Raw genomic sequence first — 22977 nt, 5'->3', positions numbered from 1 at the left:
TTACAAGGAAGAGAACGGGATGTAAGAGATTGTGAGTCTATATATTTTGTTGATCCTGATGGACATAAGTTTGAGTTTCATTCAGGGACATTGCAAGACCGAATTAATTATTATAGGGAAGATAAACCTCATATGACATTTTACTAAGGGGGGAAGAAGTTGCATGCGTTAGTAATTGGTGGAACGGGAATGCTAAAGAGGGTGTCTATGTGGCTTTGTGAGCAAGGGTTTCATGTTTCTATTATTGGAAGAGATGAAGTGAAATTAGAAAATGTTAAACGGGAGAGTACCACACCTGAAAGTATCACATGCCTTCCGTTAGATTATCATCATGATGACGATGTAAAGTTAGCTATTAAAAACACAATTGAGAGGAATGGCCCAATAACATTGGTTGTTGCATGGATACACTCAAGTGCAAAGGATGCATTATCACTCATTTGTAGAGAATTAGACTTGTCGTCTGAAACATACAACGTTTTTCATATTTTAGGCAGTAAAGCGTCGAGAATAGCCTCACAAAAAATAGGCGGTACGCGATGTAGCTATCATAGAATAATATTAGGTTTTATATTAGAAGATACATACGGAAGATGGCTTACTCATGAAGAAATATCGGATGGAGTAATAAAAGGAATTGAAAGTAAATGTGATGAATGGATTGTAGGACGAGTAGAACCGTGGGAATTGCGGCCGACATGGTAAGGGGGAATTGAAGTGAAGACAACGGTATATGTAACAAGGCATGGTGAAACGGAATGGAATGTAGAGAAACGAATGCAAGGCAGGAAAAATTCTGCTTTAACTGAAAATGGTATGTTACAAGCTAAGCAATTAGGAGATCGAATGAAAGATTTATCTATCGATGCGATCTATAGTAGTCCGAGTGAAAGAACCCTTCATACTGCAGAGTTAATAAAGGGCGAACGTGATATACCGATAATCGCGGATGAGCATTTCTATGAAATTAACATGGGTATATGGGAAGGACAGGCAGTCGATGATATAGAAAGGCAGTACCCAGACGAAATACAGTTGTTTTGGTATGAACCACATCTTTTCCAGTCAACATCGGGAGAAAATTTTGCGGCTGTTCATAAAAGGGTAATGGATGGGATACAGCTTCTTTTAGAAAAGCATAAAGGAGAAAGTATATTAATTGTTTCCCATGCGGCAGCGGCAAAACTACTTGTAGGACATTTTGCGGGTATTGAAATAGAAAATGTATGGGATGATCCATTTATGCATAGTGCTAGTCTAAGTATAATAGAATTTGAAGAAGGGAAAGGTGAAGTGAAGCAATTTGCAGATATAAGTCACTTTCAATAAACGTAAAAAAGGCCGCAAAACGGCCTTTTTTTGTAGGCATAAAAACTAGCAATTACGTTTTTTATACCAGAAGTGATCGAATTTCTTGTTTTTGCAAGATGGGAATTTATGTCCGCCTTTGCAATCATTCCATTTGTGCCCGTCATCGTGACAGTCTTTACCATGATCACATGAATCATCGCAAGAGTGACCGTGTCCGTGAGGGAAGAATTCGCATTTTTTACAGAAACTTCGTTTTGTCCAGAAAAATTTCTTTTCAAAGCGTATGCATTTTGTAACGAAAGTACAATGTTTTCTGCGAGTACGTTTTGTAACTAAAACGCATTCTTTTCTACGCGTTACTTTCGTAACAAATGTCCATTTTTGAACACGTACACGAGTACATTTCGTAACAAATGTCCATTTTTTTACATGCGTACATTTTGTAACGAACGTACAATGTTTCACGCGAGTACATCTTGTTCTTGGACATTTACCCCCAGTTGTACAATTATGATGAGTGAATTTATCATCATCGCATTCAAAAGTACTTGGATCTTGGTGTAAGAAATCCTCCATCCCAGCACTTTTGATTTCTTCAACCGCTTTTCTAATATCACGTTTCATAGAAATCCTCCTTATCATGTATTAAGTTGAAAAGGTATTCTTTTTCCTTAACATGATATGAGATATGACGTCTTTCTGAACAGGACAAGAGTGTAATTTTATATAAATAGATGATAGCGGATGTATGGACAAGGCAAGGTGCATACATTGAATGAAGAGAACTGAGAAGGGATGGGGAAATATGCTACCTTCATATGATTTTTTTATTCATCCAATGAACTTAGTGGAATTGAAAAAAGAAATTTGGTCAGATAGTCCAGTGCCAGCAAAATTAACTTATGGAAAAAAGAAGTATGACATTGATATCGTATACCGAGGCGCTCATATTCGTGAATTTGAGAAAAAGTCTTATCATGTTATGTTTTATAAACCGAAAAAATTTCAAGGTGCGAAAGAGATTCATTTAAATTCTGAGTTTATGGATCCGTCTCTCATACGAAATAAATTATCTTTAGATTTTTTTCATGATATTGGTGTACTTTCACCAAAATCACAACATGTATTTATAAAAATTAATGGTCAAATTCAAGGTGTATATTTACAGTTAGAATCAGTTGATGAAAACTTTTTGAAAAATAGAGGATTACCGAGTGGTTCTATTTATTATGCGATAGATGATGATGCGAATTTTTCTTTAATGAGTGAGAGAGATAAAGATGTTAAGACTGAGCTCTTTGCGGGTTATGAATTTAAATATTCGAATAAAAATAGTGAAGAACAGCTGAGTGAATTTGTATTTCAAGCGAATGCTTTGTCGAGGGAAGCTTATGAAAAAGAAATTGGAAAGTTTTTGCATGTTGATAAATATTTACGATGGTTAGCTGGCGTTATTTTTACACAAAACTTTGATGGTTTCGTTCATAACTATGCACTATATCATAACGATGAAACAAATTTATTTGAAGTGATACCGTGGGATTATGATGCGACTTGGGGGCGAGATGTACAAGGGAGACCACTTAATCATGAGTATATTCGTATCCAAGGTTATAACACGTTAAGTGCAAGATTGTTAGATATACCTGTATTTAGAAAACAATACCGAAGCATTTTGGAAGAAATATTAGAAGAACAATTTACCGTTTCATTTATGATGCCGAAAGTAGAAGGTTTGTGTGAATCGATTCGCCCATATTTACTACAAGATCCATATATGAAAGAAAAATTAGAAACATTTGATCAAGAAGCTGATATGATTGATGAATATATAAATAAAAGAAGAAAGTATATACAAGACCACTTACATGAATTGGATTAATTTTGAAAGAGATTGGAACATTATCAATCTCTTTTTTTGTATAATAAAGATGTATCAATTGAATTGAAGTAATATTTACTTAATAAAGAATGGAGATGTGGAAACATGACAGTTAAGTGGGTTGATTGGGTAAAACAAATACAATCTATAGCTCAAGCGGGTTTAACGTATTCTAAAGATGTGTATGATATAGAGCGTTTCCAACAATTACGGGATATTTCCATTTCAATGATGTCACATTATACAAAGACAGATTGGGAAATAGTAGAGAAGTTATTTGCAAGTGAGACAGGCTATCAAACACCTAAAGTTGATATAAGAGCAGTCATTTTTCAAAATGAAAAACTATTATTTGTGAAAGAAAAAAGTGATGGGAAATGGGCATTGCCAGGTGGATGGGCTGATATCGGTTATACGCCGACAGAAGTAGCAGCAAAAGAAGTTTTAGAGGAGACGGGTTATGAAGTAGATGATTTTAAGCTACTCGCTATATTTGATAAAGAAAAACATCAACCATCGCCTTCAGCAACACATGTATATAAAATTTTTATTGGCTGTAAGATTGTTGGTGGTGAAAAGAAAATTAGTATTGAAACAGAAGATGTGGAGTTTTTTGGTGAGAATGAATTGCCTAATTTATCGATTGCTAGAAATACAGAAGAGCAAATTAAAGAAATGTTTGCCTACATGAAAGAACCTCAAAAAGAAACATTAATAGATTAATAATGCTTATGCAGATGATATTGTTGAAATGAAGATATTGGCAGAATGCAACCTTTATGTAATAATGGGATGGTATGTGAAGAAAAAAGGAGATAGAAAATAAAATGTTAGCAAGCATAATAGATCAGTTATTGCAATTTTTTGCAAGCTTAGGTTACTTTGGAGTAGCACTAGCTTTAATGATTGAAATTATCCCGAGTGAAATTGTACTTTCGTATGCTGGATTTTTAGTAGCGGATGGTAAAATTAGTTTTGTCGGTGCAGTTATCGCCGGAACTATTGGTGGTACTTTAGCCCAAATCTTTTTATACTGGCTTGGATATTACGGAGGGCGTCCGGTTGTAGAGAAATATGGGAAATATCTACTTATTAATAAACACCATTTAGACATAGCGGAAGGTTGGTTTAAGCGTTACGGAGCAGGAGTAATCTTTTCTGCACGCTTTATCCCAGTCGTACGTCATGCAATCTCTATTCCAGCAGGATTAGCTAAAATGCCGTTAAAACTATTTACACTATATACAGTAGTTGCGATTATTCCATGGTCAATACTATTTATATACTTAGGTGAAAAGCTTGGTGGAAATTGGCGACACATTAAAGAGTATGCATCTGATTACACACATTACATAATTATAGGAGCTGTTCTCTTTGTTGCTCTATACTTCGGTTTAAAGTATTTAAAAAAGAAAAAAGCAGCGCGTTAAAGTCAATGATTTTTCATTGGCTTTTTTATTTGTTTCGGTTCTAAAAAAAGGAGTTGTCCATAATGTGTAATAATAAAGCGTAGCGGAGGAATGTGATGAAAGGGTCACCGTTTATACGTGGAACGATATTTTTAACGATGGCAACGATGATATCTAAAATGTTAGGATTTATATATGTTATACCATTTACAGCGATGGTTGGTACGAGTGGGTACGTTTTATACACATATGCATATCGTCCTTATACGATTATGCTCAGCATTGCGACGATGGGACTACCACTTGCCGTTTCAAAAATGGTATCAAAATATGATCAACTGAATGATTATCATACGGTTAAGAGAGTACTAAAGAGCGGTATCTTTTTTATGTTAATAATGGGAGTAATCTCATGTTTTACGCTATATATATTAGCTCCACATTTAGCTAAACTTGTAATCGATGGAAATGATCAAACAGGGAATAGTGTAGCAGCGGTCACTACTAATATCCAAATTGTAAGTTTTGCGTTAATACTTGTACCGGTAATGAGTTTATTAAGGGGATTCTTTCAAGGGTTTCAATCGATGGGGCCTTCTGCTTTAAGTGTAGTTGTTGAGCAGTTTTTTCGGGTCTTAACCATTTTAATAGGAAGCTTTGTCGTTTTATATATTTTAAAAGCTTCTGTCTCGCTAGCTGTTGGTATTTCAACGTTCGGTGCTTTTATGGGAGCGATAGGTGGATTAACAGTTCTAAGTGCGTATTACATAAGGAGGAGAAAGCACTTAAAGAAAAAAGAGATGGCAAGTATACCGCAAACAACGAAATCTTTCTTCTCACTGTATAAGGAGCTCTTTACATATTCAATACCGTTTGTTGTGGTTGGTTTAGCAATTCCGTTGTATCAGACGATTGATACATTTACAATTAATAAACTACTTATACAAATAGGGTATATGCAAGGAGAAGCGGAGAAGATAAATGCAATAATTGGTCTTGTTCAGATGGTTGTACTCATCCCAGTTTCCGTTGCGACTGCTTTTAGTATGTCTCTCGTACCTGAGATGACAAAAGCCTATACAGCAGGGAATGTGAAGTTACTGTACAAACATTTTACGAGAACGAATGTATTAGTAGTAGGTATTACTGTACCAGCGGCGATTGGAATGATGTTGTTAGCAAAACCAGTATATACTCTTTTATTTGGTGCCGGAAATGATCCGGAGATGGGGAGAGTTATTTTACAGTATTATGCTCCTGCCTGTATACTATTTTCGCTTTTTACAGTAACAGCTGCGATGTTACAAGGAATTAACCAACAACAGAAAACAGTGCTAGGATTAGTAATTGGCATTATTGTAAAGATAGTTTTAAATATCGTATTGCTTCCGTATTTCGATTATGTAAGTTTTATTATTTCAACATACGCTGGTTATACGATTTCAGTTGGCTTTAACTTGTGGATGCTTTCTAAATATGTTATAAAGGCAACATAAGCTTTTTAAGGCAGAGAGCACTCTGTCTTTTTCTTTGTTTAGAATATTTTTCTTATAAAAACGTTTTCAAAATAATTTTTCTATTGAAATTTAAACGTATGTTTCATATGCTGAGAATGGCGGTTCAAAAACTGTTATGTAAGAGAGGTAGATTCCTACATGTAAAAAGAATCGGGGTGATAGTATGTTAAATATTTATTTAACAGACCGAAACGGAAAACTACAAGAGGTTGAGGAAATGCAAAAGGGTTGCTGGATTAATGTACTTCATCCAACGGAAGAAGAAATTCAATATCTAGTACAAACTTTAAATGTAGACTTAGATTTCATTAAAGACCCTTTAGATGATGAAGAACGCTCTCGTATTGAAAAGGAAGACAATAATACCTTAATAATCGTGGATATTCCAACAGTTAGACATGATGAAGAAGGAAATTCGATTTATGACACGATTCCAATAGGTATGATTGTAATGCCAGATTGCTTTGTGACAATTTGTTTAGAAGAAAACCCAATTTTCGAACGCTTTATTAATCAACGTATTAAAGAATTTTATACGTTTAAAAAGACACGCTTTGCACTTCAGCTCTTATATACGATTTCTACTTATTATTTAAGATACTTAAAGCAAATTAACAGAAAAACAATCGATTTAGAGCATCAATTAAATAAGTCGATGAAAAATAAAGAGATTTTCACATTGCTAGGCCTTGAAAAAAGTTTAGTTTACTTTACAACATCATTAAAGGCGAATAAAATTGTAATTCAAAAATTAATGCGTAACAGTACATTTTTAAAAATGTATGAAGACGATCAAGATTTATTAGAAGATGTATTAATTGAAAATAAACAGGCTATTGAAATGGCGGAAATATATAGTCACATTTTAAGTGGAATGATGAATACTTTTAGCTCCGTTATATCAAATAATTTAAATAGTGTTATGAAACTGTTAACGTCTATTACAATCATTTTATCATTACCAACGATGGTTTCTAGTTTCTTTGGAATGAACGTAAAGGTTCCGTTTGAAGGGGAAGCACATGGTTTTGTAATTGTACTCATAATATGTGTAACACTATCTTTCACATTAGCATTTGTTTTTTGGAAGAAACGTTACTTTTAACGAGAAGAAAGCTGCTCTAGCATAGTTATATAACTGCGCTAGAGCAGCTTTTTTGCTATGAAATCGAAAGTTTTGAATAGAATATAACTTATAAAATGTAATGTATATGAAGGAAGTGAATTCCGTATAAGCCTTGTCCAATTCATAAAATGGGGTTAAAATTACATATTGTTAATGAAAAGTTGGAGGAAATACATCATGGAATTGTTTCAATTACCGAAAGCATTCCTGCAAATGAATACAATCTTTATCTCCATATTGATCGAAGCACTTCCTTTTGTGCTCATTGGTGTATTTATTTCAGGATTCATTCAAATGTTTGTGACAGAGGATATGGTAGCAAAATGGATGCCGAAAAACCGTTTTCTGTCTGTTTTAATGGCTACTTTTTTAGGTATGATGTTTCCAGGTTGTGAATGTGGAATCGTTCCGATTGTAAGACGGTTAATCGGAAAAGGGGTTCCACCATATGCCGGGATTGCATTTATGTTAACTGGGCCAATTATTAATCCGGTCGTATTATTTGCAACATACGTTGCCTTTGGAAGTAGTATGCACATGGTATGGTATCGTTCTATCGTAGCGATTATCGTAGCAATTATCGTTGGAATTATATTATCATTTATGTTTAAAGAACATCAATTACGAGATGATCACTTCCCAGAAGTGAATCATAAGCGTCCATTACGTAAAAAAATGTGGGATGTATGTACGCATGCTGTTGAGGAATTTTTCTCGATGGGAAAATATTTAGTATTAGGTGCGTTAATTGCAGCGGCAGTTCAAACGTTCGTACAAACTTCAACACTTCTTGCTATAGGACAAGGGCCGTTCTCTTCACCAGCTGTTATGATGGGACTAGCTTACATTTTATCACTTTGTTCAGAAGCGGATGCGTTTATTGCTTCGTCATTCCAAAGTACATTTTCAACAGCATCACTTGTCGCGTTCCTCGTATATGGACCGATGGTGGATATTAAAAATATGTTTATGATGCTTGCGACATTTAAAACGAAATTTGTAATTGTCGTTACAGTTACAGTTACACTTGTTGTTTATGCAAGCTCACTACTCATTTATGCGATGGGGTGGTAGGTTATGTTTCGAGCATATATATTATTAGGTTTTACAATCTTAATTGCGCAGCTTCATATTTCAGGTAATATTACGAAGTATATCAATATGAAGTATGCCTATTTATCAAAAACAGCAGCTATTATTTTAGGTTTTTTAACGGTCGTTCAAATTATTATCGTTTTCCAAAAAGAACATCAAAAAGAAAAAGAACAGCACAATTGTGGTTGTGATCATAGCCATTGCGGGCATGATCATTCAAAAGATGAGAATACATGGTGGAAAAAAGCATTTTCGTACTCATTGTTTTGTTTTCCGATTGTCTCAGGGCTGTTTTTCCCGATTGCAACGTTAGATTCAGATATCGTTAAGGCGAAAGGATTTCATTTTCCTGTTGCACAAGCAGAAAGTACAGATCCATTTATGACAAGGCAATTTCTAAGACCTGATACGAGCATTTATTACGGGAAAGAAGGATACCGCGGTGTAATGGAAAAGGGGAAAAAAGAGTTTGTTACGAAAGATAGTATTACTTTAAAAGATGAAGATTTTCTAAAAGGGATGGAAACAATTTATAATTATCCTGGCGAGTTTACTGGGAAAAAATTATCTTTTAAAGGGTTTGTTTTCAAAGATGACTCTTCTCAAAAAGAACAATATTTCTTATTCCGTTTCGGGATTATACATTGTGTAGCGGATTCTGGTGTATATGGTATGTTAGTGAAAAAACCAGAAGGTGTAGAATGGAAAAATGATGATTGGATTCAAGTTGAAGGAGAAATATCAACGGAATTTTATCAGCCATTCCATGCGAATATCCCTGTATTAGAAGTAACGAAATGGAATAAGGTTGAACCGCCAAAAGAACAATATGTATTTAGAGGAGCCGATTGATAACATCGGTTCTTTTTTGTGGACTAAGAGTTCTGAATGTTGTTAATATTAAACGTGTAGTGATAGTAAGCTCATACCGTTCTAGTGTTAATGGGAAATGGAACTCTTACCGAACTTCTTTGCTCCAGCCGAATTTTGTGGTGGGAGTCTTAATGTCTGCAAATAGCGGGTTAAATAATCAAAGAGGTGATAACAATGACTGAAGTAAAAGGGAAAACAGCTAATGAGTCTAGAGTGTTTAAAACGAGCCGAGTATTTCCAACAGATTTAAACGATCATAATACGCTATTTGGTGGGAAGATATTAGCCGAGATGGATATGGTTGCTTCTATTTCAGCAACGAGGCATGCAAGAAAAGAATGTGTCACAGCATCTATGGATTGGGTAGATTTCTTACATCCTGTTCGCTCTTCAGATTGTGTTAGTTATGAATCTTTTGTAATTTGGACGGGTAGAACTTCTATGGAAGTATTTGTGAAGGTAGTAGCAGAAGATTTAATTTCGGGTGAGAAACGTATAGCAGCAACGTCATTTGTTACTTTTGTTGCACTTAGTAAGGAAAATAATCCGGTTCCTGTGCCGCGAGTTATCCCTGAAACAGAAGAAGAGAAAGAATTACATCGCATTGCAGTGTTACGTGCAGAACAACGCCATATACGTAAGGCGGAGAGTAAGAAAGTAGCTACATTATTAACTTTTTGAGTTGAATATGTAGTCGTTAAAGGTACAATAACAAACGGAAATGTTTTTCATATGAAAAGCGGACACCTAAAAATAGGTGTCCGCTTTTATAGTTTTTTCATCCACATATCATATGACGATAACTACTTAGCAGAAGCAAGCAGCACCGACGATGATTAAGAGGATAAATAATACGACTAATAGCGCGAATCCATTACCATGTGCGAAGCCCATTGTTATTTCCTCCTTTTATTTTAAGATACAACATACAATATGCAAATGAGCTATCGTTTGATATGGACATATATCATGTAATGACATATTTTCTTGAATGATATTGTATTAAAAAAGGGAAGATATAGAAATAACAGTAAGTGGAGGAAGGAAAATATCCATGAAACACTTTTTCGTTGTAATCCTTTGTTTAATAGGTGTATTCATTTGGATGAACATCGATGTGGAAATGGGGAAAAAAATGGCTAGTGAATATGAATTAGGGCAAGTTCGATTAGGTGAATTTCAACTATATACGAACGGTGAAGAGTTATATACGAAATTATTTGAGGATATACGTAATGCAGAAAAGTACATATATATCCATTTTTATATTGTAGGTAAAGATGAAATAAGCAAAGAGTTTTTGCAGTTACTCGAGAAAAAGGCATCGAGTGGAGTAGAAGTAAAATTGTCAGTTGATCGAATAGGTGGATATAAGCTGAAGAAAAAGATAATTCGTCAACTAAAAAGCAATGGTGTCCAGTTTACGTTTAGTAAAAAACCTAAATTGAAACATTTATTTTATTCGTTGCATCAACGAAACCATAGACGCATTGTTACGATAGATGGAAAAATATCATATATCGGCGGCTTTAACATTGGAAAGGAGTACCTTGGACAAGATCCGAAATTTGGTCCGTGGCGTGATTATCATGTGCGAGTAAATGGGAATGGTGCTAAGGATATGGAAAGAAAATTTGCTGCTGACTGGAAAGAAGATACGGGAGAAAAAATGCCTATACATAAAAGTCTACCTGCAATTGGGCATGTGAAATATCAATATTTATTTTCAGATGGAAAAGGGTTATGGGAAAAATATGGAGCGCTTTTAAAGCAGGCTAAAAAGTCTTTAATTATTGCTACGCCATATTTTGTACCAAGTAAAGAAATGATGAAAGAGTTAAAAGGTGTATTAAACCGAGGTGTCAATGTGAAAATTCTCGTACCATTTAAAAGCGACGCAGTATTGTTAAAACAAGCTGCCTATCCGTATTTGAGAGAGATGAACCATGCTGGAGCGGAGATCTATCAATATCGGAATGGTTTTTTTCACGGGAAAGTAACAATCATTGATGGAGAAATTGTTGATATAGGTACAGCGAATTTTGATAATAGAAGTTTTTATTTAAATTGTGAATCTAACTGTATCATATATGATACAACAGTTGTTGCTGACGTATGGAACCGATTAAAAGAAGACTTTCATAAATCAAAAAGATTTTCAGAAGAAGACTTTGAGAAAATTAGTAAGTGGGATTGGTTTTTAGCAAGAATAGCAAATGTTATAGCATCATATTTATAACATATAGACAAAAGAGGAGGGAGGTATTTTCATGGATTGTATGAAAGAATTAATGAGGTATAGTTATATGCTTATTTATAAGGTTGGGGAGTATACAGGGGAGGTAAGAGACGAAGAATTAAAAGAGCTATTACAGCATCATTTACCATATATGTTGCAAGCGTATAATGAACAAGTGAATTTTCAAGAAGGAGAGAATGTACAGCATATAACTTGTGAACCAACTTCATCTCATTTTCATGAAATGGAAAAGGAAACTGATAGTAAATATACAGGGGATATCCATATTGCAACTTGTTATATTTCGCATTTAAAACGGTTAGCACTAAAGTTCGCTCAAGTGGCAGTTGAAGTTGCGAATCCAGAATTCCGCTCGTTCTTAGAAAATTGCTTCCTGAAAATGAATCGTTATGCCTATAGTGTATGGCAATATGTTGTGAAGAAAGAGTATAAGATTAAACATGTATATGAAAATGAGAAGTTTGCATAAGAAACTAAGGCGGAAAGATAGGCGCCTTAGTTTTTTACTTTTCATGGAGAAAAAAGACGAGGTGTACATATCTATTATTAGAAAATTTACAAATATTTACCGTTTATTTACTATTTTTCAATCTTTCCTTTAAAAATAGAGAGTAATATGGGGGTTGTACATATTCTATCTAAAGGAGGAAACGCAAATGAACAAATGGGTTAAATCATTAACTGCTATGGCACTTGCAAGTTCTTTATTAATGGTAGGTTGTAGTAAAGGTGAGGACAAGAAGAAAGAAGACGATACAACAACACAACAAGAGGACAAAAAGGATAAAGAAACAAGTGGAACTGAGAAGTCTACAGATTCTAAAGAAAAGAAATAAAGTGAAACTTTAATCAGTGAGGCATCCCCCACTGATTATTAGTTGAACCAATCGGGCTTTTACGGGCAGTTGATCCCCATCTAACTTCTTTGTTTTTACTGAATTTTGAGGTGGGGTCTTACTGCCCGTTAAAGCGGGGTAAAATAATAATAGAGCTTCCTCTTATATATGAGGAAGCTTTTTTGTTGTAAATTGATTGAGATTATTGAAAAATAGAGGGAGAATGAAATAGGGGGAAAACAAATGAAAGTATGTATATTAGGAGCAACAGGTCGAGTAGGTTCAAATATAATAAAATTAGCATTAAAGGATGCAGCTGAAGTAACTGCATTAGCACGTGATTTAAATAGAATAGAAATACAACATGAAAGGTTACGAGTAATAGAAGGTAATGTACTAAATGAAAATGATATAAAGAAAGCGATAGAAGGAAGCGATATAGTAATTAGTGCACTTGGAACGGATCAAAATGGGACATTGGCGAAGAGTATGCCACATATTATAAAGAAAATGGAAGAAGTAGGGGTTCATAAAATCATTACAATAGGAACAGCAGGTATTTTACAAGCAAGAACAAATCTAAATTTATATCGTTTTCAATCAGCTGAATCAAAAAGGAAAATGACAACAGCAGCAGAAGATCATTTAGCTGCATATAAGATACTTAGTAGTAGTAATTTATGTTGGACGGTCGTTTGTCCGACGCATTTAATAGACGGTGATGTGACAGGAGTGTATCGAACTGAAAAAGATGTATTACCAGAAGGGGGAGCGAAAATAACAGTTGGTGATACAGCGCAATTTACGTGGAATCTGTGTAGTGAAAACAAATATGAGAATAGCCGAGTAGGTATTTCATATTAAAAAAACCATCCCGAAATTGGGATGGTTAAAAGATGATATAACATACAAATATGAGAATCATAATGATTTGGAGAATAGCTTTCGCTACTGTGCTGCTTAAAAAACCAACTACAGTAGCAACTCCTACTAGAAAGGCGTCTTTTGGCGCTTTTTTATGCATGAGTTCTGTAATAAATACCGATAAGAACGGTATGATAATTAAACCGAATGGTGGGAAGAAGAAAGATCCGACAATGATAGAAATCATACCGACACGTTCTCCCCATTTAGAACTTCCGTATTTCTTTAAGAAATATCCATTTGCAATAAAATCAGCCACGAAAATAAATAGTGTGAAAATGACTTGAATAATCCAAAAGGAAGTTGTTAGTTCTCCGCCATTTATACCAAAATGGTAAATGAAATATCCAGCCCAAACAGCAAGGATGCCTGGAATGATAGGATAAATAAAGGCGAGAAATGAAACAATGAAACAGGCAATGATACAGATTGTTAATAATACTGTCACTTTATAACTCCTTCTTCGTGTCTAATTTATGTACCGCAATTTTTTTCACTTGATGTCCATCAAGTTCTAGTGCTTTAAATTGAAAACCGGCAAATTCAATGGAATAACCAGCTTCAATATTTAAATCAACTGCTTGAGAGAGGAGCCAGCCTCCAATTGTATCTAAATCGCTATCATCAATATGCAGGCCAAACATATCATTTACTTCAGAAATGAGCACCTTCCCATCTAAAACAGTAAGCTTCGGCGTACGTTTTTCAATCATAGGTGATTCATCCGCATCAAACTCATCTTGAATTTCTCCAATGATTTCTTCAAGAATATCTTCCATTGTTAAAAGTCCAGCAGTACCACCATATTCATCCATAATGATTGCCATCTGAACGCGATTCTTTTGTAGATGTACTAATGTTTTGCGAATTGGAACAGTTTCAAATACAGTTAGTACTGGATGTATGTAAGATTCAAGTGGTTTATGAATGCCTTTCGTTTGATCGTGAAATACTTCTTTCGTATTGATCATACCGATAATATCATCTTTATCTTTTTCGATGATCGGATAGCGTGTATATTTTTCAGTTGCGACGATATCCATATTCTCTTCTAACGTATTTTCAGTAGATAAGCAAATCATTTCTGTACGAGGGACCATAATTTCTTTCGCGACCCGGTCGTCAAATTCAAAAATATTATTTACATATTTATATTCGGTTTGGTTTATTTCGCCGCTTTTGAAACTTTCACCTAAAATGAGTCGTAGTTCCTCTTCAGAATGGGCAAGTTCATTTTCTTTCGCAGGCTCTAAACCGAGTAGTTTTGTGAAAAAGATTGCCGTACTATTAAGTAGCCAAATGAATGGATACATAATTTTATCAAATAAAATAAGTGGTCGTGCAAACTTAAGTGTGATTGCTTCAGCTTTTTGAATGGCGAAAGACTTTGGAACTAATTCACCTAATACAACATGGAAAAATGTAATAACACTAAAAGCAATAATAAAGGATAAAGTATTCGCCATTGTTCCAGTAATATTAATCTTTTCAAAGAGCGGTCGTAGTAAATGTTCCACAGTCGGTTCACCAAGCCAACCAAGCCCTAAAGAAGTAATCGTAATCCCGAGCTGACAAGCTGATAAATAAACATCTAAATTAGATAGGACACTTCTTGCAGCTAAAGCTTGTTTATTGCTTTCATTTGCAAGTTGGTCAATGCGACTTTTTCGTACTTTTACAACAGCGAATTCTGATGCAACGAAAAAGCCGGAAATAAGGATGAGCACAAAGATGAGAAAAATATTTAATATGTCCAAGTGTGTTCTCTATTCCGTAGTTTGGAATAAAGATGTCACCTCCTGCGATTATGTTATGCTTTTATAATAAATCCAAACGAAAAGAATAGTCAAAGAAAAAGGGTAAATATTGGCATGTTTCTGCAATAGTTTTTGAATTTGCTGTTATTTTGTCCGCTATACAAAAGGAATAACCCCCTACTTTCAGATTATAGAGGGTTATTTCAAATTAAGGTTTTGGAATACTTCTCGTTAAAGCGTATGATTGTTGTTTAACGTGATTTGTCGTCCATAGTGTTTGAAGGAAAGAGAGTATGCAATACGGGATATACAAAAGTAATAAGCTAATTGTAACAATAACAGGTGCATTTCCACCGAATTGAACGACAAATTGCAATAGTCCGCTTGCATGAAAAACGCATTCCATAATAACGAATGAAAGAATAATGGAACCTAGAATAGATTTATGATTCGAAGTAAGCGCTAAAAACAATGTATCTACAAGGAAAGAAGATTGTTTTATTTCATATTCATTGGTGTTACTTAAGAAAGGAACCCACTTTTTTATTGCTTGCATAACGATAATCATGGAAGTACTACAAACGATGATAAAAGATGAGTAGTAAGGAAGCTTTATCAATTTTGCGATGTATAGGAGTAGTAATAAGACCGAACATTGTAATAATACAGTACAAAAAGAGTACGGTATCCATTTTAATAAATAAGTGAACTTTTTAACCGATTGAGGTGCTTTAAAAAATAAATGGCCGATCCCTAAGCTGATAAAGAATCCAATCGCAAGAGTAAAGGTAAAACGAACAATCGATAAAAAATATATTTCCCATATGTAAGGGAATAACGGTGTTGAATGATTAGAAGTATGAACCATTTGATTTGCTGAGAAAAAGATAGATTCGTGCATCCAATTAATCTTTGGAATTGTCATAGAAGAAAGTTGTGCGAAGTTATGAAAAATGCTTATAAAGCCAGTTATGTATGAGTATTTATGTGTAATGAGTAATGCAGGAATAGGACTAATGATAAATATAATGAGAACACCAACGATAAATTTACATATATGTGAGCGCAATAAAGACATGTAATCACCTACTCTTAGAATATTCAGAAAATTCTTATTCTTATTTTAGCTTTTTTCGGCGTAAGTTACAATATATTTTTCTTAAAGAAATTTAGTATTGTAGGGAATATAAGTGAATGAAACGTGAATAAATTATGACAAGAAAATGAATAATTTTCAGAAAAGTAAAATAAATTATTTATTTTTTTCTGAAAATATAATATAGTTATGGCACAGAAAGTATTTTAACATAAGGAGGCTGTTTATGAGGATTAAAGGGAATTATGTGCCGAAAAAGGAAGTTTTATTTTGCTCAAGTTCAATTACGATAGGGGAAGCACTGGAGCATTTAAATAAAACTGGGTATCGTTGTGTACCAGTTTTAGATGAAAAAAAGAGAAGTATTTAGGGAATGTATACAAAGTAGATATTTTAGAATATAAAGGTTCGCTGGAAGAGAGTGTAGTACAATTATTAAACGATAAAGAAGGTTATGTTAGAGAAGATTCTTCGTTCTTTAAAGTATTTTTTACAATAAAAAAATTACCTTATTTATCAGTAGTTGATGAAAATGGAGTCTTTCTTGGAATTTTAACGCATAAAAAGGTTTTCGAGTTATTAGAAGATGCTTGGGGCGTTCATTCTAGTAAATATTCTGTCATGATTGGGACACAAGATTATAATGGGGCCATTCAAAAATTATCGACAGTATTAAAGAAATATACAGGTATCCAAAGTTTAATGACTTTTGATAATGATGCCTTATTAGTTCGGAGAATTATGTTTACATTAGGAGAAGAGTTTAACGACGGTGAATTAGAGACGTTACTGAAAGATTTAGAAGATCACGGATTTAGAGTTGTGTATGTGGAAGAGATGAAAAATCCACGCGAAGTTGAAACGATAGAGTAACATGCAAAAGCCATCTAATTATGTTGGATGGTTTTTGTTATGTTACTTGAATAAAGTTATTTAAAAATAATGATAGGATAAAAGTCGAGATTGTAACAATATTTGTGTAAAAGAATAAAAAATGTAGATAATTTTGATTTTCAAAAAAATCAATTTGAAAATATGTTTTTATTTTTCAACTAAATATGTTACTATATGTGTGATAAAAACAAAGAGGTCTGACAACTATACTCCACGCAATACCACTCTAATGAGTTAAATATTCAAAAAAATTAAAAAATAATAATTAGAGTAAAAATAAGGGGAATGGAGAAATTATGGAGAAAGACACTGCTTTGTAAGGGGCATATTTTATCAGCTTGAGCAGAGAGGAGGATGCATAGCATATTGTGAAAATAGAGATAAACAATGAAAAAGTGCTATGCAAATGAAAAGTATGAAGGGACGTTTAAGGCCAGGTGATACGGTAGCAATCGGTTTAATGTTATTTGCACTATTTTTAGGAGCAGGAAATTTAATTTTCCCACCAGTTTTAGGGCAACAAGCTGGAGAGAATGTTTGGATTGCTACAATTGGATTCCTTGTGACGGGAGTCGGATTACCCCTATTAGCTGTAACAGCTGTCGCGTTTGTAGAGGGGGACTTGAAAGCGCTATCTTCTAGAGTTCACCCAATATTCGCGTTTATTTTCCCATTGATTAGTTATTTAGCAATTGGACCATTTTTCGCGATTCCGCGTACTGGAGCCGTTTCATTTGAAATGGGTATGAAGCCATTTTTATCAGAGGCATTGGTTTCCGAATGGTACATGCTATTTCTTTTCACGATAGTTTTCTTCGGAATAACTTGGTATTTATCATTAAATCCATCTAAATTAGTGGATTGGTTCGGAAAATTTCTTACACCATTGTTAGTATTGATTGTTGCTGTTATTGTTGGAAAGGCAATTATTGATCCAATTGGAGAACCAGCTGCGCCGCTAGCAGCATACAAAGAAAATGCTTTCTTTGGTGGATTTATACAAGGATATTTAACGATGGATGCAATTAGTGCGCTTGTATTTGGAATTGTCGTTGTACAAGTTATCCGTTCTAAAGGAATAAAAGAAAGTAGTCAAGTTGCAAAAATAACAGTAGTATCAGGTATTATTGCAGTACTTGGTTTAACGTTAATTTATTTATCACTTGCTTATCTTGGTTCAACAAGTACATCACTTGGTGTATCAGAGAATGGTGGACTTATTTTAACGAATGTTGTAAATGAGTTATATGGAACAAGTGGTAAAATTTTATTAGGGCTCGTTATTATACTCGCTTGTTTAACAACTTCTGTTGGATTAACATCAGCTTGTGCTGGCTTCTTTACAAACTTATTCCCTAAACTTTCGCATAAAGCGATTGTAACGATGGTATGTGTGTTTAGTTTAATTGTATCTAACCTAGGTTTAACACAATTAATCACAGTTACTTTACCAGTGTTAATGATCATTTATCCAGTTGCAATCGTATTAATCGTACTTTCTTACTTCCATAAATGGATTGGGAAGCGTAATACCATTTATATTGGAGCTATTCTAGGCGCATTGTTAATTAGTTTCTTTAACGGTTTAGAAAGTGCGAACATTAAAATTGACGCGATTTCTAACGTACTACAAATGTTACCATTATATAATGAAGGAATAGGATGGTTAATCCCATCATGTATTGGCGGGATTCTTGGTTTCTTCTTCTATAAATCAAATGAATCAAGTGAACTACAAAAGAAAGGTGCTTAGGCGCCTTTCTTTTTTTAAAGGGGATTTTATTGTTTTGTCTAAGTAATAAATGGGAGGAATGATAAAATGGCTAATTTTGAAGATTTTTTAGCTTTGGATTTACGAATTGGAACTGTAACACATGCAGAGGAATTTAAAGAAGCAAGAGTTCCAGCGATTAAACTAGAAATTGATTTTGGAGAGCTTGGAATTAAGCAGTCAAGTGCTCAAATTACGAAGAGATATACCCCAGAAGATTTAATCGGTCAGCAAATCGTTGCTGTTGTAAATTTTCCGCCAAAACGTGTAGCTGGATTTAAATCAGAAGTGCTTGTTTTAGGGGGAGTACCTGAAGCCGGTGATGTCGTATTACTTCAGCCCAATATGGAATTACCAAATGGAACGAAAATTAGTTAGTGTAAAGGCGGGGGAACATGGATATTGGACGAGAATATTTACAATGTGCCATTTCGAATTTTGAAGCAACAAAGAAACAAGGGGAACGGGTGCTTTCTCAATTATCATATGAACAGATTGAATGGTCTTCTCATGAAGCAACAAATAGTATAGCGGTTATTATAAAGCATCTGCAAGGTAATATGCGTTCTAGATGGACGGATTTTTTAACATCTGATGGTGAAAAAATAAATCGTAACCGAGACGCTGAATTTGAAGATGGTTATCATTCTAAGGAAGAGGTTCTCGCAGCATGGAATGAAGGATGGGAATATGTTTTGAAAACGATGCATGTGCTAACGCCAGAAGATTTATTACAGACGGTATATATTCGCGGTGAAGCACATACTGTCATGCAAGCAATTGAAAGACAAATTTCTCATTATGCTTTGCATATTGGACAGATTATTTACATTGGGAAGATGTTAAAAGAAAATGAGTGGGAATGTCTAAGTATTCCTAGAGGGCAGTCTGCACGTTATGTAGAGAAAAAACGTTCAACATAATAATAGGAAAGAAACCGATATAAAATGGGAAATAAGAAAATCACCCAAATAATAGATGGTTCTGTAATCATAAGCATGCTGCCAAAAATAAGTCCGTATATAATAAGAAAGAAATTAAAAAGCGTATTTACAGAGATAAATCGTGAGATGAACACTTGCTGTCGTTTAAAGCAATCACTGTGAAATAAATAAAAGCGGAAGTACGATGTGGCAATAATAAGATCTTTCTTTCGCACAATTCTTTTTTTGCATGTATGACAGATGAATGGTGGTTGCATTTTATTACGCTCCATTTTTTATTTTCGTAATAACGTAAGACAAGATTAAGTGCAAGGTGTATATCCCTATATATGCTCCTGATATAAGAAAAAATGGATTTAGTAAAATTCCATGAATGCTTGTCATGAAAACTAAATCTTGTATTAAAACATCATATATATTAATAGAAATAATTGTACCGAGTACATAAAGTGCTAAGTACGCTGAAATATGTAAAGCAACACGGATTGTAGGATGCTTAGCAAGCCAATAAAAAATAAATGATAGTACAATGGGTAATGTTCCTATTAGTAGCTTCAATTCATTTCACCTCATTAACAATATAGCCGGAATTTAGACGGTCTATTCTCTAGAGCTTGTACATAACTTGAAATAGAGAGGGTGATAGTATGAATCGAGGCTTTTTTTATGTGAAGTTCACAAGTGTACGTAAGTTAGTTTTATTTATTATTACTACAGTACTAGCGACTTTTTTTCTTATTAGTATGATGGTAACCTCTATGAAAGAGACAAAGTCAACGTATTTATATAATTGGTTAAATGAGTTATCGATGAATGGTTACATGTACGTTCTTGGGAAAGAGAATCATTATTTTACACAGGAGTATCGAAATTTAAATCAAGATTTTTCAATTTCTTCGTTTCTCTTTTCTATGGCTACGAATATTCGTTTTAATGATGTACGCAGTTTTGTCGGAAAAGAGCTACCTGGTTTTGGAAAGTACGATACAGAAATTGTTATTGCGGGTGAAGGGACAAATTACTCTAACTTACCGATAGAGTCGAGCGTTCCGCTTGAAGAAGTGGTAAAAGAACGAACTGGTGAAGGCGGACAGGCTCAAAAGCCGAATACGAACAAAGAGAAAAAGCAACCGGCTCAAACAACAGGAAAAAGACAAGTTGCGCTTATTTATCATTCGCATAGTTGGGAATCTTATTTGCCGTTACTAAATTTAGCAAACGATCCAAATCCGAATAAAGCAACAAGTTCCGTCACTAATATTTCAATAGTGGGCGATCGATTTCGTGAACAATTAGAAAGTGAAGGGATAGGAGCTACTAACGACAAGACTGATGTCGGCCAAAAGTTGATTAGTAAAGGGTTAAATAGTAATAGTTCTTACAAAGTGTCACGGGAAATTGTACAAGAAGCAATGACAGGCAATAAAGAACTGCAGTACTTCTTTGACTTGCATCGTGATAGTGCTCGGAAAAATGTCACGACAAAAGCAATTGGAGATAAATCATATGCAAAGCTTGCTTTCGTAATAGGGAAAGGCAATAAAAATTATGAAAAGAACTTACAATTAGCAACAGCTCTCCATGAGGAAATTAATAAGAAATATCCAGGAGTGAGTCGTGGTGTCATTCAAAAAGGATTCCAAACAGGAAATGGTGTCTACAATCAAGACTTATCAGGACAAGCGATATTAATTGAAGTTGGTGGCGTAGATAATACGGAGGAAGAACTAAATCGATCGATTGATGCCCTTGCTAAAGCATTTGGTGAATATTTCTGGCAGGCAGAAAAGGTGAATGGATAAAATGAAACATAAATTTGTGGGAGAGTCTGAAAAAACGTGAGTGTAAAGCTTGCGTTTTTTGTCATGATGAGACGTCACAGAATAGACATAATTTGTCGTTGTTATAGTAATATCGAAATTTGTCAAATTATACTGGTAGATTTACAAAGGGATTTTCGGGAAAGTAGAGAAAATCTTTTTACAAGGAAAACTTTTTATTATAAAACGGGTAGGGTGATAGAAGTGATTAGGGAGATCAAAATAGAAGATGCAGCACCATTTTTGCAATTAAGTAAGCAATTAGATGAAGAAACGAAATTTATGCTATATGAACCAGGCGAAAGAAAATTTACAGCTGAGCAACAAGAACAAATGATTCATCGCTTTATAGAAAATGAATATGCAACAATATTCGTAGCAGTTGAAGAAGGAAGTATAGTAGGGTTTATTTTAGTGAATGGAAATCATATTCAAAGAAAGAGACATGTAGCAAGTATTGTAATTGGTATTTTGCAAGAGTATAAGCGGGCGAGGTATTGGGACGAGATTGTTTAAAGAGGCTGAGAAGTGGGCAAGATTACATGATGTATGGCGTTTAGAATTAACGGTAATGGCCCACAATACAAGAGCTCAGGCACTATATAAAAAAGTTGGATTTGAGAAAGAAGGTGTCAAAAGAGCAGCTCTTATTATCGGTGGAGAGAACATCGATGAGTATGAAATGGCCAAATTATTAAAATAAGAGGTCGTTATATGAAAAAAAGATGGATACTACTTGGTATCGTAGCGATGATACTCATTGTTGGAGTAGCAGGAATCAATTATAAAATGTATAAGGATAAGCAGGCGCGCGAGGTAAATGTGAATAACATATTTCCGAAAGCGAAAGAAACGATTGCCAATATGGATGGTGATATTGCGGTAATTAGTAATCCGAATTCGATGCTTGTGCTTGTGAATAAAAGTAGACGTTTACCAGATGGATACAGACCGCCAGATTTAGTTATTCCGAAAGTGCGCTACTCAAGTGAGGGTGATCAAGAAAAGAAAAAAATGAGGAAAGAAGCAGCAGGGGCGCTAGAGGAAATGTTTCAGCAAGCTGATAAGGAGCATATTTTCTTATTTGCAGTATCGGGATTTAGATCTTTCGATCGACAAAAAGCATTAAATACGATGTATAAAAAGCAAGATGGAGCAGTAAAAACAGCGATGTCGAGTGCGGTTCCTGGTACGAGTGAACATCAAACAGGGCTTGCTATGGATATTACATCTCAAGCTGCTAAGTTTCAGCTAGAGACAATTTTTGGTGAAACGAAAGAAGGACAGTGGCTGTCTGAAAATGCCCATAAATTTGGGTTTGTAATTCGATATACAAAAGAGAAAGAATCGCTTACGGGCTATCGATATGAACCATGGCACGTAAGGTATGTGGGTAACCCACAAGCTACATATTTATATGAAAATCAACTGACGCTTGAAGAAGTAACGCGGTGAGCAATTG

The 22977-nt window shown here is 34.5% G+C and carries 26 protein-coding genes and 3 pseudogenes; 22 read left to right on the top strand and 7 right to left on the bottom strand.

Features of this window, described 5'->3' with window-relative positions; translation table 11 throughout:
* The 3 genes and pseudogenes from JDS99_RS25495 to JDS99_RS25485 all read left to right on the top strand — a co-directional run.
* A pseudogene (locus JDS99_RS25495) lies at nucleotides 1-147 on the top strand (metallothiol transferase FosB); the annotation flags it as partial.
* A gap of 12 nt (nucleotides 148-159) precedes the next feature.
* Complete coding sequence (locus tag JDS99_RS25490) at nucleotides 160-705, top strand: short-chain dehydrogenase (RefSeq protein WP_088063111.1); 546 nt, start codon at nucleotides 160-162, stop codon at nucleotides 703-705.
* A 12-nt stretch (nucleotides 706-717) separates the two neighbouring features.
* Nucleotides 718-1329 carry a phosphoserine phosphatase 1 gene (locus JDS99_RS25485; RefSeq protein WP_199695942.1) on the top strand — a complete coding sequence of 204 codons (612 nt, stop codon included), beginning with the start codon at nucleotides 718-720 and terminating at the stop codon, nucleotides 1327-1329.
* 45 nt (nucleotides 1330-1374) lie between these two features.
* On the opposite strand, the gene exsB is transcribed toward JDS99_RS25485, so the two are convergent.
* On the bottom strand, nucleotides 1375-1935 hold the full coding sequence (gene exsB, locus JDS99_RS25480; RefSeq protein WP_088609010.1) for an exosporium protein ExsB: 561 nt from the start codon (nucleotides 1933-1935) through the stop codon (nucleotides 1375-1377).
* Between the two features lie 181 nt (nucleotides 1936-2116).
* Between exsB and cotH the strand changes: the two genes are divergently transcribed.
* From cotH to JDS99_RS25440, 8 genes are all read left to right on the top strand, one after another.
* Complete coding sequence (cotH, locus tag JDS99_RS25475; RefSeq protein ID WP_048543582.1) at nucleotides 2117-3193, top strand: spore coat protein CotH; 1077 nt, start codon at nucleotides 2117-2119, stop codon at nucleotides 3191-3193.
* Nucleotides 3194-3298: 105 nt separating this feature from the next.
* Nucleotides 3299-3916: an NUDIX hydrolase N-terminal domain-containing protein gene (locus JDS99_RS25470; RefSeq protein WP_088063114.1), complete on the top strand. Its 618-nt coding sequence runs from the start codon at nucleotides 3299-3301 to the stop codon at nucleotides 3914-3916.
* A 104-nt stretch (nucleotides 3917-4020) separates the two neighbouring features.
* Nucleotides 4021-4623 carry an undecaprenyl phosphate transporter UptA gene (gene uptA / locus JDS99_RS25465; RefSeq protein WP_000881203.1) on the top strand — a complete coding sequence of 201 codons (603 nt, stop codon included), beginning with the start codon at nucleotides 4021-4023 and terminating at the stop codon, nucleotides 4621-4623.
* A gap of 95 nt (nucleotides 4624-4718) precedes the next feature.
* On the top strand, nucleotides 4719-6098 hold the full coding sequence (locus tag JDS99_RS25460; protein WP_046954954.1) for a putative polysaccharide biosynthesis protein: 1380 nt from the start codon (nucleotides 4719-4721) through the stop codon (nucleotides 6096-6098).
* 184 nt (nucleotides 6099-6282) lie between these two features.
* Complete coding sequence (locus tag JDS99_RS25455; RefSeq protein ID WP_000932392.1) at nucleotides 6283-7224, top strand: magnesium transporter CorA family protein; 942 nt, start codon at nucleotides 6283-6285, stop codon at nucleotides 7222-7224.
* A 198-nt stretch (nucleotides 7225-7422) separates the two neighbouring features.
* Nucleotides 7423-8319, top strand: coding sequence for a permease (locus JDS99_RS25450; protein ID WP_000418724.1), 897 nt, complete (start codon nucleotides 7423-7425; stop codon nucleotides 8317-8319).
* A gap of 3 nt (nucleotides 8320-8322) precedes the next feature.
* Entirely contained in the window at nucleotides 8323-9192 is an 870-nt protein-coding gene (locus JDS99_RS25445) for a TIGR03943 family putative permease subunit (RefSeq protein ID WP_088063115.1), read from the top strand.
* A gap of 195 nt (nucleotides 9193-9387) precedes the next feature.
* Entirely contained in the window at nucleotides 9388-9894 is a 507-nt protein-coding gene (locus tag JDS99_RS25440; protein ID WP_000141167.1) for an acyl-CoA thioesterase, read from the top strand.
* Nucleotides 9895-10020: 126 nt separating this feature from the next.
* Here the strand turns inward: JDS99_RS25440 and JDS99_RS25435 are convergent, their stop codons facing one another.
* A complete protein-coding gene (locus JDS99_RS25435) occupies nucleotides 10021-10107 on the bottom strand; it encodes a YjcZ family sporulation protein (RefSeq protein WP_000505094.1) in 87 nt (28 codons plus the stop codon).
* Between the two features lie 160 nt (nucleotides 10108-10267).
* Here JDS99_RS25435 and cls point away from each other — a divergent pair, with 160 nt between their 5' ends.
* The 4 genes from cls to JDS99_RS25415 all read left to right on the top strand — a co-directional run bounded on the left by cls (nucleotide 10268) and on the right by JDS99_RS25415 (nucleotide 13173).
* Complete coding sequence (cls, locus tag JDS99_RS25430; protein WP_142310359.1) at nucleotides 10268-11452, top strand: cardiolipin synthase; 1185 nt, start codon at nucleotides 10268-10270, stop codon at nucleotides 11450-11452.
* 31 nt (nucleotides 11453-11483) lie between these two features.
* The gene (locus tag JDS99_RS25425; RefSeq protein WP_199695941.1) at nucleotides 11484-11942 is read left to right on the top strand and encodes a spore coat protein; all 459 of its coding nucleotides are present in this window, start codon (nucleotides 11484-11486) and stop codon (nucleotides 11940-11942) included.
* Nucleotides 11943-12129: 187 nt separating this feature from the next.
* A complete protein-coding gene (locus JDS99_RS25420) occupies nucleotides 12130-12309 on the top strand; it encodes a hypothetical protein (RefSeq protein WP_001045960.1) in 180 nt (59 codons plus the stop codon).
* 243 nt (nucleotides 12310-12552) lie between these two features.
* The gene (locus JDS99_RS25415; RefSeq protein ID WP_088063116.1) at nucleotides 12553-13173 is read left to right on the top strand and encodes an NAD(P)-dependent oxidoreductase; all 621 of its coding nucleotides are present in this window, start codon (nucleotides 12553-12555) and stop codon (nucleotides 13171-13173) included.
* A gap of 25 nt (nucleotides 13174-13198) precedes the next feature.
* On the opposite strand, the gene JDS99_RS25410 is transcribed toward JDS99_RS25415, so the two are convergent.
* From JDS99_RS25410 to JDS99_RS25400, 3 genes are all read right to left on the bottom strand, one after another.
* Nucleotides 13199-13681, bottom strand: a complete 483-nt coding sequence (locus JDS99_RS25410; RefSeq protein ID WP_046959211.1) for a DUF456 domain-containing protein — start codon at nucleotides 13679-13681, stop codon at nucleotides 13199-13201.
* A gap of 1 nt (nucleotide 13682) precedes the next feature.
* Complete coding sequence (locus JDS99_RS25405; protein ID WP_199695940.1) at nucleotides 13683-14990, bottom strand: hemolysin family protein; 1308 nt, start codon at nucleotides 14988-14990, stop codon at nucleotides 13683-13685.
* A gap of 208 nt (nucleotides 14991-15198) precedes the next feature.
* Nucleotides 15199-16068 carry a hypothetical protein gene (locus JDS99_RS25400; RefSeq protein ID WP_199695939.1) on the bottom strand — a complete coding sequence of 290 codons (870 nt, stop codon included), beginning with the start codon at nucleotides 16066-16068 and terminating at the stop codon, nucleotides 15199-15201.
* Nucleotides 16069-16312: 244 nt separating this feature from the next.
* Here JDS99_RS25400 and cbpA point away from each other — a divergent pair.
* The 4 genes and pseudogenes from cbpA (at nucleotide 16313) to JDS99_RS25380 (ending at nucleotide 19674) form a co-directional block, all read left to right on the top strand.
* Nucleotides 16313-16959, top strand: a pseudogene (gene cbpA / locus JDS99_RS25395) (cyclic di-AMP binding protein CbpA).
* A 436-nt stretch (nucleotides 16960-17395) separates the two neighbouring features.
* Nucleotides 17396-18733, top strand: coding sequence for a branched-chain amino acid transport system II carrier protein BrnQ4 (gene brnQ4 / locus JDS99_RS25390; protein ID WP_395940407.1), 1338 nt, complete (start codon nucleotides 17396-17398; stop codon nucleotides 18731-18733).
* A 66-nt stretch (nucleotides 18734-18799) separates the two neighbouring features.
* On the top strand, nucleotides 18800-19129 hold the full coding sequence (gene csaA, locus JDS99_RS25385; RefSeq protein ID WP_046954946.1) for a chaperone CsaA: 330 nt from the start codon (nucleotides 18800-18802) through the stop codon (nucleotides 19127-19129).
* Nucleotides 19130-19146: 17 nt separating this feature from the next.
* Nucleotides 19147-19674, top strand: coding sequence for a DUF1572 domain-containing protein (locus tag JDS99_RS25380; protein WP_088063120.1), 528 nt, complete (start codon nucleotides 19147-19149; stop codon nucleotides 19672-19674).
* Here the strand turns inward: JDS99_RS25380 and JDS99_RS25375 are convergent.
* Together JDS99_RS25375 and JDS99_RS25370 are read right to left on the bottom strand one after the other, a co-directional pair.
* Nucleotides 19647-19952, bottom strand: coding sequence for a permease (locus JDS99_RS25375; protein ID WP_199695938.1), 306 nt, complete (start codon nucleotides 19950-19952; stop codon nucleotides 19647-19649). The genes JDS99_RS25380 and JDS99_RS25375 overlap by 28 nt on opposite strands.
* A gap of 4 nt (nucleotides 19953-19956) precedes the next feature.
* Complete coding sequence (locus JDS99_RS25370) at nucleotides 19957-20253, bottom strand: hypothetical protein (protein WP_048543102.1); 297 nt, start codon at nucleotides 20251-20253, stop codon at nucleotides 19957-19959.
* 89 nt (nucleotides 20254-20342) lie between these two features.
* Between JDS99_RS25370 and spoIIP the strand changes: the two genes are divergently transcribed.
* From spoIIP to JDS99_RS25355, 3 genes and pseudogenes are all read left to right on the top strand, one after another.
* Entirely contained in the window at nucleotides 20343-21497 is a 1155-nt protein-coding gene (gene spoIIP, locus JDS99_RS25365; protein ID WP_088609015.1) for a stage II sporulation protein SpoIIP, read from the top strand.
* Between the two features lie 222 nt (nucleotides 21498-21719).
* A pseudogene (locus tag JDS99_RS25360) lies at nucleotides 21720-22218 on the top strand (GNAT family N-acetyltransferase).
* Between the two features lie 11 nt (nucleotides 22219-22229).
* Nucleotides 22230-22970, top strand: coding sequence for a M15 family metallopeptidase (locus tag JDS99_RS25355; RefSeq protein ID WP_199695937.1), 741 nt, complete (start codon nucleotides 22230-22232; stop codon nucleotides 22968-22970).
* Nucleotides 22971-22977: the final 7 nt, after the last annotated feature.

The sequence above is a fragment of the Bacillus cereus group sp. N6 genome, from assembly GCF_016483705.1.
Taxonomy (GTDB): Bacteria; Bacillota; Bacilli; order Bacillales; family Bacillaceae_G; genus Bacillus_A; species Bacillus_A wiedmannii.
Note: the sequence above shows the minus strand (reverse complement) of the source record. Positions and strands in the feature narration are given on the sequence as shown.

What these genes read in the sequence shown, in the direction of transcription:
- exsB (WP_088609010.1), bottom strand. Translation starts at nt 1,935, where the DNA reads ATGAAACGTGATATTAGAAAAGCGGTTGAAGAAATCAAAAGTGCTGGG.
- cotH (WP_048543582.1), top strand. Translation starts at nt 2,117, where the DNA reads ATGCTACCTTCATATGATTTTTTTATTCATCCAATGAACTTAGTGGAA.
- JDS99_RS25470 (WP_088063114.1), top strand. Translation starts at nt 3,299, where the DNA reads ATGACAGTTAAGTGGGTTGATTGGGTAAAACAAATACAATCTATAGCT.
- uptA (WP_000881203.1), top strand. Translation starts at nt 4,021, where the DNA reads ATGTTAGCAAGCATAATAGATCAGTTATTGCAATTTTTTGCAAGCTTA.
- JDS99_RS25460 (WP_046954954.1), top strand. Translation starts at nt 4,719, where the DNA reads ATGAAAGGGTCACCGTTTATACGTGGAACGATATTTTTAACGATGGCA.
- JDS99_RS25455 (WP_000932392.1), top strand. Translation starts at nt 6,283, where the DNA reads ATGTTAAATATTTATTTAACAGACCGAAACGGAAAACTACAAGAGGTT.
- JDS99_RS25450 (WP_000418724.1), top strand. Translation starts at nt 7,423, where the DNA reads ATGGAATTGTTTCAATTACCGAAAGCATTCCTGCAAATGAATACAATC.
- JDS99_RS25445 (WP_088063115.1), top strand. Translation starts at nt 8,323, where the DNA reads ATGTTTCGAGCATATATATTATTAGGTTTTACAATCTTAATTGCGCAG.
- JDS99_RS25440 (WP_000141167.1), top strand. Translation starts at nt 9,388, where the DNA reads ATGACTGAAGTAAAAGGGAAAACAGCTAATGAGTCTAGAGTGTTTAAA.
- JDS99_RS25435 (WP_000505094.1), bottom strand. Translation starts at nt 10,107, where the DNA reads ATGGGCTTCGCACATGGTAATGGATTCGCGCTATTAGTCGTATTATTT.
- cls (WP_142310359.1), top strand. Translation starts at nt 10,268, where the DNA reads ATGAAACACTTTTTCGTTGTAATCCTTTGTTTAATAGGTGTATTCATT.
- JDS99_RS25425 (WP_199695941.1), top strand. Translation starts at nt 11,484, where the DNA reads ATGGATTGTATGAAAGAATTAATGAGGTATAGTTATATGCTTATTTAT.
- JDS99_RS25420 (WP_001045960.1), top strand. Translation starts at nt 12,130, where the DNA reads ATGAACAAATGGGTTAAATCATTAACTGCTATGGCACTTGCAAGTTCT.
- JDS99_RS25415 (WP_088063116.1), top strand. Translation starts at nt 12,553, where the DNA reads ATGAAAGTATGTATATTAGGAGCAACAGGTCGAGTAGGTTCAAATATA.
- JDS99_RS25400 (WP_199695939.1), bottom strand. Translation starts at nt 16,068, where the DNA reads ATGTCTTTATTGCGCTCACATATATGTAAATTTATCGTTGGTGTTCTC.
- brnQ4 (WP_395940407.1), top strand. Translation starts at nt 17,396, where the DNA reads ATGAAGGGACGTTTAAGGCCAGGTGATACGGTAGCAATCGGTTTAATG.
- csaA (WP_046954946.1), top strand. Translation starts at nt 18,800, where the DNA reads ATGGCTAATTTTGAAGATTTTTTAGCTTTGGATTTACGAATTGGAACT.
- JDS99_RS25380 (WP_088063120.1), top strand. Translation starts at nt 19,147, where the DNA reads ATGGATATTGGACGAGAATATTTACAATGTGCCATTTCGAATTTTGAA.
- JDS99_RS25375 (WP_199695938.1), bottom strand. Translation starts at nt 19,952, where the DNA reads ATGCAACCACCATTCATCTGTCATACATGCAAAAAAAGAATTGTGCGA.
- spoIIP (WP_088609015.1), top strand. Translation starts at nt 20,343, where the DNA reads ATGAATCGAGGCTTTTTTTATGTGAAGTTCACAAGTGTACGTAAGTTA.
- JDS99_RS25355 (WP_199695937.1), top strand. Translation starts at nt 22,230, where the DNA reads ATGAAAAAAAGATGGATACTACTTGGTATCGTAGCGATGATACTCATT.